Annotated in this window: 19 protein-coding genes; all 19 read left to right on the forward strand. The window is 69.4% G+C overall.

From position 1 onward, the window contains the following. The first annotated feature begins 218 nt into the window (after positions 1 to 218). The 19 genes from G3I60_RS36365 (at position 219) to G3I60_RS36455 (ending at position 15,075) form a co-directional block, all read left to right on the forward strand. Positions 219 to 668: a protein kilB gene (locus G3I60_RS36365; RefSeq protein WP_164608275.1), complete on the forward strand. Its 450-nt coding sequence runs from the start codon at positions 219 to 221 to the stop codon at positions 666 to 668. Positions 669 to 758: 90 nt separating this feature from the next. Then, positions 759 to 1,055, forward strand: a complete 297-nt coding sequence (locus G3I60_RS36370) for a hypothetical protein (protein WP_164608276.1) — start codon at positions 759 to 761, stop codon at positions 1,053 to 1,055. Continuing rightward, positions 1,052 to 1,819: a GGDEF domain-containing protein gene (locus G3I60_RS36375; protein ID WP_203674768.1), complete on the forward strand. Its 768-nt coding sequence runs from the start codon at positions 1,052 to 1,054 to the stop codon at positions 1,817 to 1,819. The genes G3I60_RS36370 and G3I60_RS36375 overlap by 4 nt, the downstream gene beginning before the upstream one ends. Next, on the forward strand, positions 1,816 to 2,865 hold the full coding sequence (locus G3I60_RS36380; protein WP_164608277.1) for a DUF2637 domain-containing protein: 1,050 nt from the start codon (positions 1,816 to 1,818) through the stop codon (positions 2,863 to 2,865). The genes G3I60_RS36375 and G3I60_RS36380 overlap by 4 nt, the downstream gene beginning before the upstream one ends. Then, on the forward strand, positions 2,862 to 3,191 hold the full coding sequence (locus G3I60_RS36385) for a hypothetical protein (protein WP_164608278.1): 330 nt from the start codon (positions 2,862 to 2,864) through the stop codon (positions 3,189 to 3,191). Before G3I60_RS36380 ends, G3I60_RS36385 begins: the two co-directional genes overlap by 4 nt. Further along, positions 3,188 to 3,856, forward strand: a complete 669-nt coding sequence (locus G3I60_RS36390) for a hypothetical protein (protein WP_164608279.1) — start codon at positions 3,188 to 3,190, stop codon at positions 3,854 to 3,856. Before G3I60_RS36385 ends, G3I60_RS36390 begins: the two co-directional genes overlap by 4 nt. A gap of 23 nt (positions 3,857 to 3,879) precedes the next feature. Continuing rightward, the gene (locus G3I60_RS36395; RefSeq protein WP_164608280.1) at positions 3,880 to 4,152 is read left to right on the forward strand and encodes a hypothetical protein; all 273 of its coding nucleotides are present in this window, start codon (positions 3,880 to 3,882) and stop codon (positions 4,150 to 4,152) included. Between the two features lie 102 nt (positions 4,153 to 4,254). Next, complete coding sequence (locus tag G3I60_RS36400; protein WP_164608281.1) at positions 4,255 to 6,480, forward strand: cell division protein FtsK; 2,226 nt, start codon at positions 4,255 to 4,257, stop codon at positions 6,478 to 6,480. A 139-nt stretch (positions 6,481 to 6,619) separates the two neighbouring features. Continuing rightward, positions 6,620 to 6,901 carry a hypothetical protein gene (locus G3I60_RS36405; RefSeq protein ID WP_164608282.1) on the forward strand — a complete coding sequence of 94 codons (282 nt, stop codon included), beginning with the start codon at positions 6,620 to 6,622 and terminating at the stop codon, positions 6,899 to 6,901. Further along, positions 6,892 to 7,086, forward strand: a complete 195-nt coding sequence (locus tag G3I60_RS36410; RefSeq protein ID WP_164608283.1) for a hypothetical protein — start codon at positions 6,892 to 6,894, stop codon at positions 7,084 to 7,086. Before G3I60_RS36405 ends, G3I60_RS36410 begins: the two co-directional genes overlap by 10 nt. Before the next feature lie 19 nt (positions 7,087 to 7,105). After that, complete coding sequence (locus G3I60_RS36415; protein ID WP_164608284.1) at positions 7,106 to 7,324, forward strand: hypothetical protein; 219 nt, start codon at positions 7,106 to 7,108, stop codon at positions 7,322 to 7,324. Continuing rightward, positions 7,321 to 7,566 (forward strand): hypothetical protein, encoded by a 246-nt coding sequence (locus G3I60_RS36420; RefSeq protein ID WP_164608285.1) that lies wholly within the window; start codon positions 7,321 to 7,323, stop codon positions 7,564 to 7,566. Before G3I60_RS36415 ends, G3I60_RS36420 begins: the two co-directional genes overlap by 4 nt. Positions 7,567 to 7,590: 24 nt before the next feature. Beyond that, positions 7,591 to 8,070: a hypothetical protein gene (locus tag G3I60_RS36425; protein WP_164608286.1), complete on the forward strand. Its 480-nt coding sequence runs from the start codon at positions 7,591 to 7,593 to the stop codon at positions 8,068 to 8,070. Positions 8,071 to 8,154: 84 nt separating this feature from the next. After that, positions 8,155 to 8,988, forward strand: coding sequence for a phosphoadenosine phosphosulfate reductase (locus G3I60_RS36430; RefSeq protein WP_343241995.1), 834 nt, complete (start codon positions 8,155 to 8,157; stop codon positions 8,986 to 8,988). A 55-nt stretch (positions 8,989 to 9,043) separates the two neighbouring features. Continuing rightward, positions 9,044 to 10,483 (forward strand): DNA cytosine methyltransferase, encoded by a 1,440-nt coding sequence (locus G3I60_RS36435; protein WP_164608287.1) that lies wholly within the window; start codon positions 9,044 to 9,046, stop codon positions 10,481 to 10,483. Between the two features lie 158 nt (positions 10,484 to 10,641). After that, positions 10,642 to 11,490 carry a bifunctional DNA primase/polymerase gene (locus G3I60_RS36440; protein WP_164608288.1) on the forward strand — a complete coding sequence of 283 codons (849 nt, stop codon included), beginning with the start codon at positions 10,642 to 10,644 and terminating at the stop codon, positions 11,488 to 11,490. Between the two features lies 1 nt (position 11,491). Beyond that, a complete protein-coding gene (locus G3I60_RS36445) occupies positions 11,492 to 12,967 on the forward strand; it encodes an ATP-binding protein (protein WP_164608289.1) in 1,476 nt (491 codons plus the stop codon). Positions 12,968 to 13,440: 473 nt separating this feature from the next. Beyond that, positions 13,441 to 13,656, forward strand: a complete 216-nt coding sequence (locus G3I60_RS36450) for an excisionase family DNA-binding protein (RefSeq protein ID WP_164608290.1) — start codon at positions 13,441 to 13,443, stop codon at positions 13,654 to 13,656. Positions 13,657 to 13,731: 75 nt separating this feature from the next. Next, a complete protein-coding gene (locus G3I60_RS36455) occupies positions 13,732 to 15,075 on the forward strand; it encodes a site-specific integrase (RefSeq protein ID WP_164608291.1) in 1,344 nt (447 codons plus the stop codon). Positions 15,076 to 15,118 lie beyond the last annotated feature (43 nt).

Genomic DNA, 15,118 nt, shown 5'->3' on the forward strand with positions numbered 1-15,118 from the left:
CGGGACGGCCCCGGACATGATCCAGCGCCGCTCGCACGTCCAGCCCTTCCGCAGCGCTACGCCGTTGCGGCCGGCTGCCTCCCCCGCCCGTCCCGCGCTCAGCGCTGTACGGGCGGGGTGGCAGGGAGCCGGTTCGGCTTCACCCGGGACGGCCGTCTCTCACCAAGGCCGCGACCGTCCCGGATCTCTCCGTCCCTTCGCGAATCAAGGAGATTCATATGTGGGCCAGCGTGATTGCTGTGATGGGAACCCTGCTGGGATCACTTACCGCCTTCCTGCTCCAGCAGCACGCCGCGCGGTCTGACAGGGCCGAAGGCAGGGCTCGCGAAGCGCGACGGGACCGCATCGCGGCAGTCACGGCCCTGACCGTGGCCTTAGCGGATCACCGCCGCGCCATGTGGGTCCGTGAGGACCTGCGGCTGTCTGGCGAGACCAACACCGACTACCAGTCGGCACGGTCGGCCAGTCATGCCACCCGTTCTGCCCTCACCGCGCCACTGACCGCCCTGATGATCCTGGCGCCTGCTCTCGCCGGGGCCGCTCACGACGCGGCGGACGCGACCTACGCGCTGCGGAACGCACCCGACGCGGAAACGCTCGATGCCCTCCGACTCGACGCCATTGAGGCTGCCGACCACTTGGTTCGCGTGGCCTCAACCACCGTCTGATCCTCAATCCGCTCCCCGCTGGGGTGGCCGCCTCTCACCAACAGGCCGCGACCGCCCCGGCTCCGTCCCTTCGTCTACAGGAGTTCCGTCATGCGTTCGTACATCGGCAATCAGCACGTCATCGGCAATGAGGAGTTCGAGGAGCTGGCACTCGGGATCGACCGGGACCTGTTCCTCGGGGTGCAGGGCGAGAGCGGCGAGGAGCGGGCGGCCCGGGAGGCTGCGGCCCGCGACATCCTCGCCGACCTGATGGCCAAGGCCGAGGATGGCGACGAGGTCGACGGGTGGGACGCGCTGTACGCCGAGGCGCTCACCCACCTGGTGACGTTCCCCCGCCGCTCCGCCGCCCGCGACGCCTGGGTTGCTCGAACGGCGGAAGCAGCATGAGCCAAGCCATGGCCGCTTTGGCCGCTGCCCTGCCGCTTGCGGCCGGATGGTCCGTCCACGGTCTGCGGCTTAACCGCCGGATCGAAGCCACCCGCCGCGACCCGCTGACGGGCCTGCTCAACCGCGAGGCGTTCACCGCCCGCGCCGACCGGGCCCTGACCCACGTCCGCAGCGCGGTCTACCTCCTGGACCTGGATGGGTTCAAGGAGATCAACGACACCCACGGCCACGCCGCGGGGGACGCGGTCCTACACGCGGTGGGGCAGCGCCTCACCGCCTGGGGACAGATCAACGGCCCCATCATCGGCCGCATAGGCGGCGATGAGTTCGCGGCCATCACCATCATGCGCAGCCGCGCTGAGCTGGTGTGGATGCTCGATGAACTCCTCCACTCCCTGCGCGAGCCGATCGACTTCGAAGGCCACCGGCTGACCGTCGGCGCCTCCATCGGCGCCGTGGCCATCGACACCCGCACCGAGACCGCCGACCTGTCCGTGCTGCTGCGCCGGGCCGATGAGGCGATGTACGCCGCGAAACAGTCCGGCGGTGGCTGGCACATCGCCGGGAACACCATTCCGGCCGCCACGGTCAACGGCCGCCGCGCCGGCCGCCGAGGAACCCACCTGACCCGCACGGGAGGCGCCAAAGTGACCGCCTACGACGCCGACGACTACCAGGACGACCAGGACACGGGGGAAGCATCAGCGGCCATCGTCCGGATGGTTGACGAGTGCGCGCCCTACCTGGACGGGGGCCGGTCATGACGACCGTAGCCGCGCCCGAACCGGTCCAGGTGCCGCCACTGACACAGTTTGAACAGTCCTTGCTGATGGTGGCCACGGTGTTGGGGGTCGGGGTCGGTGGGACCGGGTTCGCCCTGTCGTTCGACACCGTGACCGCCGCCGCGAAGGGCTGGGACTTCACCGTCCCGCAGATGCTCCCGATCGGCATCGACCTGGCCATCCCGGCTTTCACCCTGGTGAATCTGCTGCTGATCCGTATGGACATGCCGCTTGCGTGGGTGCGGTTCGTGCCGTGGTTCCTGACCGGGGTGACGTGCTGGCTCAACATCGCCGCCGGCACCTCGCTGTCGGCGAAGATCGCGCACGGCACGATGCCGCTTCTGTGGGTGGTGCTCTCCGAGGTCGCCGCGCACGTCTACGCGACCCGGATCGGTGCGGTCACCGGGCGCCGGATGGAGAAGATCCGCCGCTCCCGCTGGATCCTCGCCCCGGTTTCCACGTTCGCCCTGTGGCGTCGGATGACGCTGTGGGAGATCACCAAGTACGGCGTGGCCCTGGACCGCGAGCGCGAGCGCCAGTTGCTGCGGGCGGACCTGCGCGAGGAGCACGGGTGGCGGTGGCGGTCCAAGACCCCGCGCCGTACCCGGGTCCTGCTCAAGCTCGGTGACGCGACCCCCGAGGCGACCCCCACCGACCTGGCCGCCGACGAGCCGACCGAACCGCAAGGGGCGCCGGCACCGGCCCCGGATACGGCGACTGAACAAGCGCCCGTCAAGGCGCGTACGCCGCGCCGCCCGGCCAAGGCGGCCCCTGCCTCGCGGACCCGTGCGGAGCTGCTCGCCGCCGCACGCCAGGCCACCGCCGGGTGGCCGGAGAAGGAGCTGACCGCCGACCGGATCCGCACGGCCGTGCGCACCTCGCAGGCCAACGCCCGCGCCCTGCGCGACGCGCTGAAGGCGGAACGGTCCCAGCCCCTGCACACCGTCCAGAACACCGACCATCCCGCCCCCGACAACACCGACACTGACCGCAGCGAGACGGATCCCATCGAGGGAGAAGCAGCATGACCGCACAGACGATGAAGCACCGGACGCCGGCAATCCTGGCCCTGTCCCACATCTTGACCGCGCTGCCGCACCTTCCGGCCGCCGACATCGAAGTCGGCATGGTCAGCCTGCCCGATGGCCTTTCCCTGGGCCTGGATGTCCACCTGCCCCATGGCCACCTGGCGGACTTCGAAGCCTGGCGTGAAGCGCTCAATTTGGACCCGACCGCCGTCGTATGGCGGCATCCCGTCTCGGCCAGCTACCAGGTGCTGCGGGTGGACGGCGAATACGCCGGGGTGGTCGTGGTCCTGCGCGCCTACGCCCCGTGTGTGGAGGTGGCGGCATGATCGGGCCGATCGTCGACTTCCCGCACCTGCTCAAGCAGGTCACCCCGCACATCTCGGCGGACACCACCCTGCCCTCGATCAACGGTGTCCGCTTCGAAGCGGACACCACCCATCTGTACGCGATCGCCACCGACCGCTACACGATGGCCGTCACCCGCCGCCCGGTTCCTCGCGGGACGGCCGCCGGTTGGTCGGCGTTCGTGTCCGCCGCCGACCTGAAGGCGGTCCGGTCGTTCGCGACGCTGACCCGCCGCACGCCGCTGTTCGTGGACCTGTCGCCGTGCGGTCAGCGCCTGACGTTCACCGCCGGCGCCATGGCCCTGGCGGTGCCGACCGTGAACCTGCCGATGGCGGTGACCCGCCGGATCAACTGGCGCACGCTCATCGCCGACGCGATGAAGGCGATGCCGAACCTGACGACGGAGGTCGATCTCAACCCCACGTTCCTCGGACGGTGGGCCAGCGCCGCCCGCAACGTCCCGCTCACCGTCTGGGGCACGGACGCGAAAAAGCCGCTGCTGATCGCGTGCGGGGATGACTTCGTGGGCCTGCAAATGCCCGTCCAGAGCCGCGACGCCAAGAGCCCGTCCCGGCAGTCCGCCCTGCACCACCTGTGGGCCGACGCACTCGCCACCACCACTCCGGCAGTACAGCGCGCCGCCTGATCCGGCTTCGAAGGAGCTTCACCATGCGTCCCGTCACCTTCAATTCCCTGGTCCGCTACACGGGCAGCAACCGAACGGGGCACTGGCGCCCGGAGCGGATGACGGTCGATACCGCCCTCCAGTGCATCCGCCGGGGTCGGCGCGGTGCCGCGACCGTCCACGTCTACGAGACGACCGACCGGGACGGAAACAGCGTCCACCTCGCGTACGTCCACTTCGGCACGGGCCGCTGGTCCAACGCCGAGTTCGTGACCGACATCTACGAAATCCCGTCCGTCGCGCTCACCGACATCTGAGCTGCGCTGGCACTGCTTCGCCAAGCCGGGGTCCGGCCGTCAACCGACCAAAGCGCCGACCGGACCCCGTCCAACCCCTCCCGTTTCCGGAAGGAACGTGAAGTGAACCACGACGACGAAAGCGAACTGTTCCACCGACTCGAAGCCGACATGGCCGCCACCCCCGGACCCGACCCGGGGGCCGACGTGGTCGATCTCGACAAGGCCCGATCCGCCCGGGGCGGGCCGGCCGACTCCCACCCAGACCGGTCGGCCGACCCGACCCCGACCGGGTCGGGTGCGGTGTTGGTCGAGGAGTCGGACGACGACGAACCCCCGGTCGCCCGACCCGTTGACCGGCCCGACCTCCCCGCGCCGGGGATCGTGCAGCACAAGCGGCGGCCGATCGTGCCGTCCTGGCTGCTGTCCAAGCCCGGGTTCGTCTCGACCGTCCAGCGCGCGGCCGGCAACGCTGGATACGCCACCGCCTTCCACACCATCCGCACCCCCTGGTACGCGTTCCAGCTCACCCGCAACGCCCCGCGCGGAACCGCCCGCCTCGTGCGGGACACCAGCCGGTGGATGTGGGACGCCGAAGCCGCGCCGCTGCGGGAGTACGTGGTCCGCAAAGAGGACGCCGCCGAGTACCTGAAGCTGTCCCGCCTGCGGGACGGTCGGGTACGGCTGCGGTCGCTGATCGTCATGGTGTCCCTGGTCTTCGGGTTCGGGTTCGCTCTGACCCTGTACGTCATGACCCCCGGTTGGCTGGCCGTCATGGCGTCGGCCGCGATCCTGACCGTGGGCTTTCGCGGCGCCCCGGCAGACCATCCCGTCATCGGCCCCGCGGTCCTCAAGACGGAGCTGGAGAAGTTGACCGGGTCCATTGTGCTGCGGGGCCTGGACAACATCGGCAACCCGAAGATCTCCGCCGCCATCAAGAAAGGCGGGGACATGAACGGGATGCGGTTCACCTCGGAGATCACCCGCGACGGCCCCGGCTACCGGGCCGACCTGGACCTTCCCTGGGGCGTCACCCCCGAGGACATCATGGAGGCCCGCAAGCCCCTCGCGTCCGGGCTCCGGCGCAAGGTCGGGTGCGTGTGGCCGGCCGCCGACCCGACCGAGCACGAAGGGCGCCTGGTGCTGTGGGTGGGCGACAAGCCCATGAACGAGACCAAGAAGCCCGCCTGGCCGCTGCTGAAGTCCGGCAGCGTGGATCTGTTCAAGCCGGTCGTGTTCGGCAACGACCAGCGCATGGGCGACGTGGCCGTGACGCTCATGTTCGCGTCGGTGGTGGTCGGGTCGATCCCGCGTATGGGCAAGACGTTCCTGATGCGGCTGTTCCTGCTCATCGCCGCACTCGACCCCCGCGCGCAGCTGTACGCGTTCGACTTCAAGGGCACCGGCGACTTCGGAGCCATGGAGCCGGTCTGCCACCGCTACCGGGCCGGCGACGAGGACGAGGACATCCTCTACGTCCTGGAATCCCTGCGGGAGCTGCGAGCGGAGCTGCGGCGCCGCGCGAAGGTCATCAAGGGTCTGCCGCGTGCTCGGTGCCCTGAGTCGAAGGTGACCCCGGAGCTGGCGAACGACAAGTCGTTGGGCCTGCACCCGATCGTGGCCGGGTTCGATGAGTGCCAGGTCCCCTTCGAGCACGACAAGTACGGGGCCGAGATCGAGGAGATCGCCACCGACCTGGGCAAACGCGGTCCGGCGCTCGGCATGGTGACCCTGTTCGGCACCCAGCGCCCGGACGCGAAGTCCCTGCCCACGGGCATCAGCGCGAACGCGGTGCTGCGGTTCTGCCTGAAGGTCATGGGCCAGCCCGCCAACGACATGGTGCTGGGCACGTCGATGTACAAGGCCGGCTACCGGGCCACGATGTTCTCCCGCACCGACCGGGGCATCTGCTGGATGGCCGGCGAAGGCGACGACCCGCGCATCGTGGCATCCGCGTTCGTGGACGCGCTCGGAGCCGAACAGGTCGTGGCCCGCGCCCGCAAGATGCGCGAGGAGTACGGCAACATCACCGGCCACGCGGTCGGCGAACTGCCGCAGTCCGACGAGGCCGCGTTCGACCTGCTCGCCGACGTGGTGGCCGTGGTGCCCGCCGACGAGGACAAGGTGTGGAACGAGAAGGTCGCCGCCCGCCTCGCCGCCATGCGCCCGGAGGTCTACGGCGGGTGGAAGGGCGAGACGGTCACCAGCAACCTCAAGCCCTACGGCATCACCACACAGGACGTGTGGGGCACCACCACCGCCGGCAAGGGCACCACACGGCGCGGCATCGCCCGCGCTGACCTCCTCAAGGCCATCACCGTGCGTGACGGAAAGAAGTCCGGGGACTGACGAGCACCGGTGCTAGACCTAGCAGCCACCGCTGCTAGGTCTAGCACCCTCGCTAGCACCCCAAACCGGGTGTGATCAGCCACCTCGCACCTAGCACCCCACCTGCGAAAACCTCGAAAACCCGCCGGAAGGCACTTCCATGACCCTCCTCCTCCCTGCTAGCGCCTGCCTCCTCATCATCACTCTGTGTTACGCGAGTCTGTGTGCGGCCAGCCCCTTCGGGAACTGCCGCAAGTGCAAGGGCTTCGGCTACGCGCTCAAGACAGACCGCCGCGGGCGCCCCAAGCCCGGCAAGACCTGCCGCCGCTGCCGGGGCGACCGCAAGCGCATACGCGTCGGCCGCCACCTGTTCAACGTCGCGATGCGCCTGCACCACGACGGCACCCGCCCCACCCGATCGGAGAACCTGCCGTGGCTGTGACCGTCTCCCTCGTTCTGCTCTTCGGCGCCCTGCTCGGCTTCCTGCTGAAGATGAAGGCCATCGGCGTCGGCGTGTGCTTCGTCGCCGTGATGTTCGGCTTCCTCCTCGCGTCCACCGGAGCCGCCGGGCCCATCAACCGCGGGATCACCGGCGCCGCCCACTCCATCGGCCAGTGGAACCCCTGACCCCCCAACGGGAGCTGTCATGAACCCCAACCCCGAACCCACCGGCCGCATCACGCTCATGGCCGCCGGCGAACTGCGCGACGCACTCACCGCCCTCCAGTGCGGGGACACCGCCGCAGCCGCGTACGGGCTGATGAGCATCGACCCCGCATCCTGGCAGGCCATCGAACAACGCCTCGCCGCACTCGCCGGCACGCTCCCCGACCTGCTGGCCACCACCCGGGCCGGCGCGGCATGAACGCCGACCTGATCGCCGCCGCGTGCCTTTTCGGCCCCGGCATCCTCGCCGCCCCCGCCCTGGCCGTCGGCTATGTGCGGGGGCGCCGGGAGATCGCCGCTGTCGATCTGGTGTTGGGCGAGACCCGGAGCGAGACGCCCGAGCCGCCGCCCGATGCCCGCGAACCCCTCCCCGTATCGGTCCCCGAGCCGGTCGCCGGCCTGGCAACCGTCCTCACGTTCCCCGCCCACCGCGCCGCCTAGCCACGAACCGAGAAGGAATCCCCAATGTCGAATCCCAGCCCGAGGGACCTGGCGGATACAGCCGCTGAGGCAATCCGCAGCCTCAACCACGCCACCTTGAGCACCAAGGGTGAGCTGACCTATCCCAGCGACGCGTACGAGGTGGTTGCCGCGCTCACGCAGCTCACCCAGCGTCTGCCGCAAACCTTCGACCAGCTCGCCCACTTCCTGGGGACGCTCCCCAAGACCGGCACGGTCACTGCGGACTACGGCACACCGGATGAGCACCTGGCCCAGTCCCGCTCAGCCCTCGCCTCAGCCGCGCTCATCGCCCGCACCCTCGCTGACCACCTGGCCCGCGCACAGGACGCGCTCGCTCCCCTCACTTACGACGACGCCACCGACGAAGAGCCGTGCGGCGAAGGCATGTGCATCTGCTACTGCACCGGCTTCCTGCACCCGTGCGGCTGCGACTGCCCGCACGACGAGGACTGCGACTGCCCCGACTGCATGCCCGACGCCTGAATACGCCCGGGGCGGTCGCCTCTCACCACAAGCCGCGACCGCCCCGGTTTCTCCGTCCCTTCGGCCCACAGGAGATACCCGCCCGTGACGAAACCCGTACCCAAGACCGCTTCCGAGCCCGTGAAGGCGTTCAGTTTCGGGGGTGGCTGGCAGTCCATGGCCGCCCTCGTGCTGGCCGCGCAAGGAACCCTGGACTACCGCACGTTCATCTTCGCCAACGTCGGTGACGACTCCGAGAAGCCCGCCACCCTCGCTTACGTCCGTGATCACGCCCGCCCGTTCGCCGCCGCCCACGGCATCGACCTGACCACCGTGGGACGCATCCGCCGCGACGGCACCCCCGAAACCCTCTACGGCCGCATCACCCGCGAAGGCTCCCGCTCCCTGCCCATACCCGTGCGGATGTCGAACGGGGCACCCGGCACCCGGGCCTGTACCGGGGACTTCAAAATCAAGGTCATCGGCAAGGAACTCAAACGCCGGGGAGCAAGCCGCACCAACCCCGCCACGGTGGGGATCGGGATCAGCGTCGATGAGATCAGCCGCGCCAACAACCGCCGCTGCGAACCTCACGAGCGGATCGAGTATCCGCTGCTGGAGCTGGGGATCCGTCGCACCGACTGCGCCCGCATCATCCGTTCGGCGGGTCTGCCGGTCCCGCCGAAATCGGCGTGCTGGTTCTGCCCCTTCTCCCGCCCGGAGAACTGGCACGACATGCGCCGCGACGAACCGGCCCTGTTCGCCAAAGCCTGCGACCTCGAAGCGCTGCTGAACCGGCGCCGCGACACGCTCGGCAAGGACCACGTGTGGCTGACCCGGTTCCTGCGCCCCCTGGCGGTGGCCATCCCGGACGGCGTGGACACCCTGCCCTTCGACGACGCCGACCCCGGATGCGACTCCGGATGGTGCATGACATGAGCAGCCTTGATCGAACCCGAACCACCCGCGAACACGACGTGAAGGAGGTCGGGCCATGGGCCTGACGTTCACCGACATCTTCTGTGGCGCCGGAGGATCCTCCACCGGCCTCGTTGCCGCTGGGATGGAGCTGAAGCTTGCCGCGAACCACAGCCGGATCGCGATAGCCACCCACGCCGCGAACCACGACGCGGAACACATCTGCGCGGACATCAACAACTACGACATGCGGCGCCTGCCGCGCACCGACATCCTGTGGGCCTCCCCGATCTGCCAGGAATCCAGCCCCGCCGGCGGACGCAAGCGCCGCGCCAAGGGCCAGACGGCGTTCACGTTCGAGGAGTACGGGGCGGTCGAGCCCGCCGCGTGGGAGCGCACCCGGGCCACCGCCTACGACGTGATCCGCGCCACCGAGATCCACCGCTACCGGGCGGTGCTGTGCGAGAACGTCGTCGAGTTCGCGGCGGACTGGGAGCTGTTCGACTGGTGGCGGGCCGGCATGGAAAAGCTCGGCTACCACTCCCAGATCGTGTCCGTCTCATCAGCGCACGTCGGCGGTGCGGGCAACGTGCACGCCCCGCAGTGGCGCGACCGGATCTACATCGTCTACACCGCCCACGGCATCCCGCTACCGGACCTCAAGCCCCGGCCCCGGGCGTTCTGCGCGGCCTGTGGCGAGGATGTGGACGCGGTGCAGTCGTGGCGCAACGGGCGCCGGATCGGGAAGTACAAGCAGCAGTACGACTACCGGTGCCCCAACAGCGCCTGCCGTCACGCGGTGGTCGAACCGTACGTGCGGGCAGCGGCCGACATCATCGACTGGACCAACACCGGCGTCCGCATCGGCGACCGCACCCGCCCCCTGGCCGCCAAGACGATGGAGCGGATCCGGACCGGGCTGCGGCTGTTCCCGACACAGCGCAGCGTGCTGACCGTCAACCACGGCGGCCACCAGGGGCGCTCGGTGCCCGCCGACGCCGGTCCGCTGCCCGCCCGCACGGTGAAGATCGGTGAGGGGCTGCTCGTGCCGTGCGGCGGTGGATGGAACGCCACCGCGACCACCACGGCGGACCCGATGCGGACCCGGATGGCCAACCCCAAGGGCTATGAAGCGCTGCTGGCACCGCCGTTCGTCGTGGAATACCGGCGCAACGGCACCGCCGAATCCGTCGTGCGCCCGCTGGCCACCGTCACCGCCGGCGGTAATCACCACGGGCTGGTCATCCCCTACCGCAACGCCGCACCCAAGAGCACAGGGGATCCCCTGCACACGCTGGCCACCCGGGATTCGGCCGCCCTGGTGGCCCCGGCACCGGAGATCGAGGACTGCTACTTCCGGATGCTTCAGCCCCGCGAACAGCTCACCGCCCAGCGCTTCCCCGCCTCGTACATCGTGCACGGCACCAAGGGCGAACAGACCGCACAGGCCGGAAACGCCGTGTCCTGCAACGTCGCCCAATGGATCGGCGAGCGCGTCGCCGCCTCCCTCGCCTAACCCGCCCCACCGCACCGGGCCGGACGTTCCGGCGCCGAGATCACCGAGGCCGCGCAGGAGTCCTGTCGGTAGATGTGCCCGGGGCGGTCGCCTCTCACCACAAGCCGCGACCGCCCCGGTTTCTCCGTCCCTTCGTCAGAAACAGGAGAACCCCCAGCATGACCCATCAACGCGCCAATCCGTTGCTCTCCACAGCGCTGGACCTGGCCGCATCGAGCGTGCCAGTGCTGCCGCTGAGGCAAGGGAAAGTGCCTTTCGGGAACTGCCAGACCTGCTCCGGTGGCACCTGCGGTGGACGCCCCCACATGAAATCCGCAGGCACCTGCCGGTGCGCGGCACCCTGCCACGGCTGGGCCGCCGCCACCACCGACCCCGCCGTCATCACCTCACCGACATGGGCGCGGGCCTGGCGCACCGCGGCAGCGGTGGCCTACCACCCTGGCGGCGTCGGCCTCACCGTCCTCGACCTCGACAACCCGGCCGCCATCGCGTGGGCCCGCGCGAACCTGCCCGGTACACGGACCGTGCCGACGACCCGAGGCGAGCACTGGCTCTACCGGGGCGCCATGCAGTCCGCGAACGCCGTACGGCCAGGCATCGACATCAAATCCACGATGGCCTACGCCCGCTGGCTCGGTCCCGGCACCGGCACCATCGCGGCACTGCCGGATGCCGTCCGCGCCCTGGCCGTGAAGGAACCCCCCGCCGTACGTCCGGCGGGCGTCCCCGTGCCCGCACGGGCCGGCGACAGCGGATGCCCTCACCGCACGGCCACCTATCTGGACCGTGGCATCGCGATGGCTGAGCAGCGGATCACCCAGGCCCGCGAGTCGGTGCACGCGACCGTGTACCGGACGTTCCTCGCGGTGCTGTCCGTCCATGGCCGGTGCGGCTGCCTCACCCAGGCGCACACCGCGCGACTGTTCACCGCAGCCCAGGCCAAGGGGGAATCGCCCCGGCACTGCACCGACGCGTGGACCAACGCCCGCACCAGGTTGGGACTGTGACATGGCCGAGGACGAGAAGACTCCCGCCCGTGAGGTCATCACCGACTACGCCCAGGCGCACTTTCGGTACTTCCGCACCGCCGAAGGGACTGTATATGCGCAGCGCAACGGCCACCCGGTGGCCCGGCCGATGCGCTCCCAGGGCACGACCGGAAGCCATCGCCAGGAACTCATCGTCGGCATGTACCGGGACGGGGTCGGCGTGTTCAACGGGACCTCGCTCAAGGAGGCGTTGGACTTGATCGAAGCGCTCGCGCTGTACGAGGACACGCACGCGGTGAACATCCGCGTGGCCCCCGGGTTCGACGGGGCGACGTGGCTGGACCTGGGCCGCAACGACGGGCAGTCCGTCCGTATCCACCCCGCCGGCTGGGACATCCTCACCCCCGACCCCCGCGAGGTGTGCTGGCGGCGCACCCAGCTCACCGGAGAACTACCCCTGCCGGCCAAGGACACCGACGGCAAGGGCATCGACCTGCTGATGCGGCTGTGCAACTTCGCCACCGCCGAGACCGAATGCCTGGCCATCGCATGGCTGATCGGCTGCCTCGGTCCGTCCGTGCCCGTCCCCGCCCCGTTCCTCACCGGCCCCCAGGGCGCGGGGAAGTCCACCGCGGGGCGGATGCTCCTGCGGATCATCGAGGGCATGAGCGGTGACCTGCGCCGGGCACCGAAGGACGAGGAAAACCTGATCGCGGCGGTCGCGGCAGGGTGGGTCACCGCCCTGGACAACCTCTCCCACATGACCCCGGACCTGTCCGACGCCATGTGCTGCATCGTCACCGGCGCCGAAAGCGTCAAGCGCGCCCTGTTCACCGACGGGGACGTCTTCCGCCTCGGCTACCGGCGGCCCCTGCTCCTGACCGGTATCGACGTGGGGGTCATTCGGCCCGACTTCGCGGAACGGCTCCTGCCGCTGCGGCTGGAGCGGCCCCGCGTGCGGCGCACCGAGGCCGAACTGTGGGCCGAGTACACGGAGGTTCTGCCCATCGTTCTCGGCTCCCTCCTGGACCTCACGGTCAAAGTCCGCGCCGTGGACGCGGAAACTCCGACCGATCTTCGGATGGCGGACTTCGCGCACCTGTGCGCGCAACTGGATGCGGCAGCCGGCCTTGGGGCGCTGGCCGCTTACCGGGCCAGCCTCGATGACCTGAACGACGACGTGATCGAAGGCGACCTCCTCGCCCAGACCGTCCTCCAGCACGCGGAAACCCTCGACCCGGGCTCAGAGCAGCGCATGACCTCCACCCAGTGGCTGCACTGCCTCAGCCGCCTCCACAGCGGCGACGAACTACGCCCCCTACCCAAAGGCTGGCCGACCACCGGCAAAGTCCTCTCCGACCGCCTCAAGCGCCTCCAGCCCACCCTGGCCGCACGCGGCGTCCTCATCGACACCGGCCGCACCAGCGAAGGCCGCTACCTCGAAATGACCCGCCCCAGCGCCCCGCCCCCGGGCGAACAGGAACGGGCGTTCTGACCCGCGCCCACGCTCACCCGGACAAGCAAGAGGAGCACCAGCCCCCGGGGGGTGCTCCTCTTGCTGTTCGGCGGAACGCCGCCCCAAGGTCGCGCCGCGCAGCGGCTCCTTCTTCACGCTGTAAGGCCCACCGAACAACAGCAAACACCCCTTCTTTTTTCCTAAGAAGGAAGAACCTGCGTCATCTGCGTCATGCAAGCCGAAAAACCAGCCCTGACCTGCGGCAACAAGCATGACGCAGACGGCAGTACCTGCGTCATCCTGCGTCATCTGCGTCATGCGATGACGCAGCCCATGACGCACCCATGACGCAGCCCCCAACCTCTGCGTCACACGAAACCCCAGGTCAAAAGCGCGCGTGACGCTGATGACGCAATGACGCAGAAATCCGCACCTCGGACAGGCGCAACGTATCCGCGCCCGTCCCGCGCGTACCGCCCTCCCCCTGCCGCTCACCACCTCAGGGAGCCAACGTGACCACCGACCCTGAAACCGAATACGACCCCACCTTGGTCCTGCTCACCGTCGAAGAGGCCGCCCGTCGCCTCAGTATCGGCCGGACCTACTGCTACCGCCTCATCCGCCTGGGAGCACTGGAGTCCATCCCCGTGGGCCGCCTGCGCCGTGTCCCCGCCGATGCAGTCCCGGCCTGCCTCGCACACCTGCGTAGCGCCAACCGCGCCGCCTGACGAATTCACGGCGACGGACAGCCCGATGCGGTTGTCCGCCGCCGCTCCCTTTTCCGCCCCTATCGGGAGACGCTTGTGTCAGAGAACGAAAAACGCACTCGTAAGCCCAACGGCGAGTCCACTATCTACTTCGGCAAAGACGGCCGTTGGCACGGCCGCGTGACCGTGGGTGTGAAGGACGACGGCACACCCGACCGCCGGCACGTCTCCCGCAAGACCAAGGCCGAGATTCATAAGGCGGTGCGGGAGTTGGAGAAGAAGCGGGAATCCGGCGTCATGCCCAAGGCCGGTAAGCCCTGGACGGTCAAGCTGTGGCTTGCCCATTGGGTCGAGAACATCGCCAAACCGGTGATCAGCGTGAACACCTACGCCGGATACGAGGTCGCGGTACGCGTCCACCTCACGCCCGGTCTTGGGGCACACCGGCTCGACAAGTTGGAGCCGGAACACATTGAGCGCTTCTACGCCCGAATGAAGGCCCAAGGCAGCAAGGCTGCGACCGTTCACCAATCGCACAGAACCTTGCGGGCCGCGCTGAATGAAGCGGTCCGCCGCCGGCACCTCGCGGTGAATCCCGCGAGGCTGGCCAAAGCACCCAAGCCGGATGGGGATGAGGAAGAGGTCGAGCCCTACTCCCTCGAAGAGGTCGCGCGGCTGATGGACGCCGCCGCGGACCGGCGGCACCCCGTGCGTTGGTTCCTGGCGCTCGCTATCGGGCTACGGCAGGGAGAAGCGCTCGGGCTCAAGTGGATCGACCTGGATCTCGACAACGGCGTTCTGCGGGTCCGCCGCAGTCGGCTGCGGCCGAAGTACGCCCACGGCTGCGAGAAGCCGTGTGGGAGGAAACCCGGGTACTGCAAACAGCGGAAGCCGATCCGGCCGGCCACGAAGGAAACGAAGTCCCGGGCAGGGAAGCGGCCGATCGGGTTGCCCCCGCAACTCCTCCCGATGCTCAAGCTCCACCGTGAGCAACAGGAGAGGAGCAAGGAGAACGCCCGGCAGCTTTGGGAGGAAGGCGGGTGGGTGTTCACGGACGACGTGGGCCGCCCCGTGAATCCGCGCTACGACTGGGACGAGTGGAAGCGGCTGTTGAAGGCTGCGAAGGTGCGGGACGGCCGTCTGCATGACGCTCGTCACACGGCCGCCACGGTGCTGCTGCTCTTGGGCATCCCGGACACCGCCGTTGACGGGATCATGGGATGGGAGCCGGGCGGAGCGATGCGCCGCCGGTACCAGCACATGACGGCCCCGGTCTTGAAGAACATCGCCGACAAGCTCGGACACGCGCTCTGGCCGACCGTGAATCTCGCGCCGGAAGAGATCGCCGCCCGCGTGAAGGAAGCGCTCGACAGCGCGCCCGGGGAGGCATCGGACGATGGAGACGACAACGGGGGAGGGGGGTCCGTAGGGGCGAACTGAGACCAGAACTGAGACCAGGGACGAACGAAAGCCCCGCCTCTCG

Origin of the sequence: Streptomyces sp. SID13666 (genome assembly GCF_010548325.1) — a bacterium.
GTDB lineage: Bacteria > Actinomycetota > Actinomycetes > Streptomycetales > Streptomycetaceae > Actinacidiphila > Actinacidiphila fildesensis.

What these genes read in the sequence shown, in the direction of transcription:
- G3I60_RS36365 (WP_164608275.1), top strand. Translation starts at nt 219, where the DNA reads ATGTGGGCCAGCGTGATTGCTGTGATGGGAACCCTGCTGGGATCACTT.
- G3I60_RS36370 (WP_164608276.1), top strand. Translation starts at nt 759, where the DNA reads ATGCGTTCGTACATCGGCAATCAGCACGTCATCGGCAATGAGGAGTTC.
- G3I60_RS36375 (WP_203674768.1), top strand. Translation starts at nt 1,052, where the DNA reads ATGAGCCAAGCCATGGCCGCTTTGGCCGCTGCCCTGCCGCTTGCGGCC.
- G3I60_RS36380 (WP_164608277.1), top strand. Translation starts at nt 1,816, where the DNA reads ATGACGACCGTAGCCGCGCCCGAACCGGTCCAGGTGCCGCCACTGACA.
- G3I60_RS36385 (WP_164608278.1), top strand. Translation starts at nt 2,862, where the DNA reads ATGACCGCACAGACGATGAAGCACCGGACGCCGGCAATCCTGGCCCTG.
- G3I60_RS36390 (WP_164608279.1), top strand. Translation starts at nt 3,188, where the DNA reads ATGATCGGGCCGATCGTCGACTTCCCGCACCTGCTCAAGCAGGTCACC.
- G3I60_RS36395 (WP_164608280.1), top strand. Translation starts at nt 3,880, where the DNA reads ATGCGTCCCGTCACCTTCAATTCCCTGGTCCGCTACACGGGCAGCAAC.
- G3I60_RS36405 (WP_164608282.1), top strand. Translation starts at nt 6,620, where the DNA reads ATGACCCTCCTCCTCCCTGCTAGCGCCTGCCTCCTCATCATCACTCTG.
- G3I60_RS36415 (WP_164608284.1), top strand. Translation starts at nt 7,106, where the DNA reads ATGAACCCCAACCCCGAACCCACCGGCCGCATCACGCTCATGGCCGCC.
- G3I60_RS36420 (WP_164608285.1), top strand. Translation starts at nt 7,321, where the DNA reads ATGAACGCCGACCTGATCGCCGCCGCGTGCCTTTTCGGCCCCGGCATC.
- G3I60_RS36425 (WP_164608286.1), top strand. Translation starts at nt 7,591, where the DNA reads ATGTCGAATCCCAGCCCGAGGGACCTGGCGGATACAGCCGCTGAGGCA.
- G3I60_RS36435 (WP_164608287.1), top strand. Translation starts at nt 9,044, where the DNA reads ATGGGCCTGACGTTCACCGACATCTTCTGTGGCGCCGGAGGATCCTCC.
- G3I60_RS36440 (WP_164608288.1), top strand. Translation starts at nt 10,642, where the DNA reads ATGACCCATCAACGCGCCAATCCGTTGCTCTCCACAGCGCTGGACCTG.
- G3I60_RS36445 (WP_164608289.1), top strand. Translation starts at nt 11,492, where the DNA reads ATGGCCGAGGACGAGAAGACTCCCGCCCGTGAGGTCATCACCGACTAC.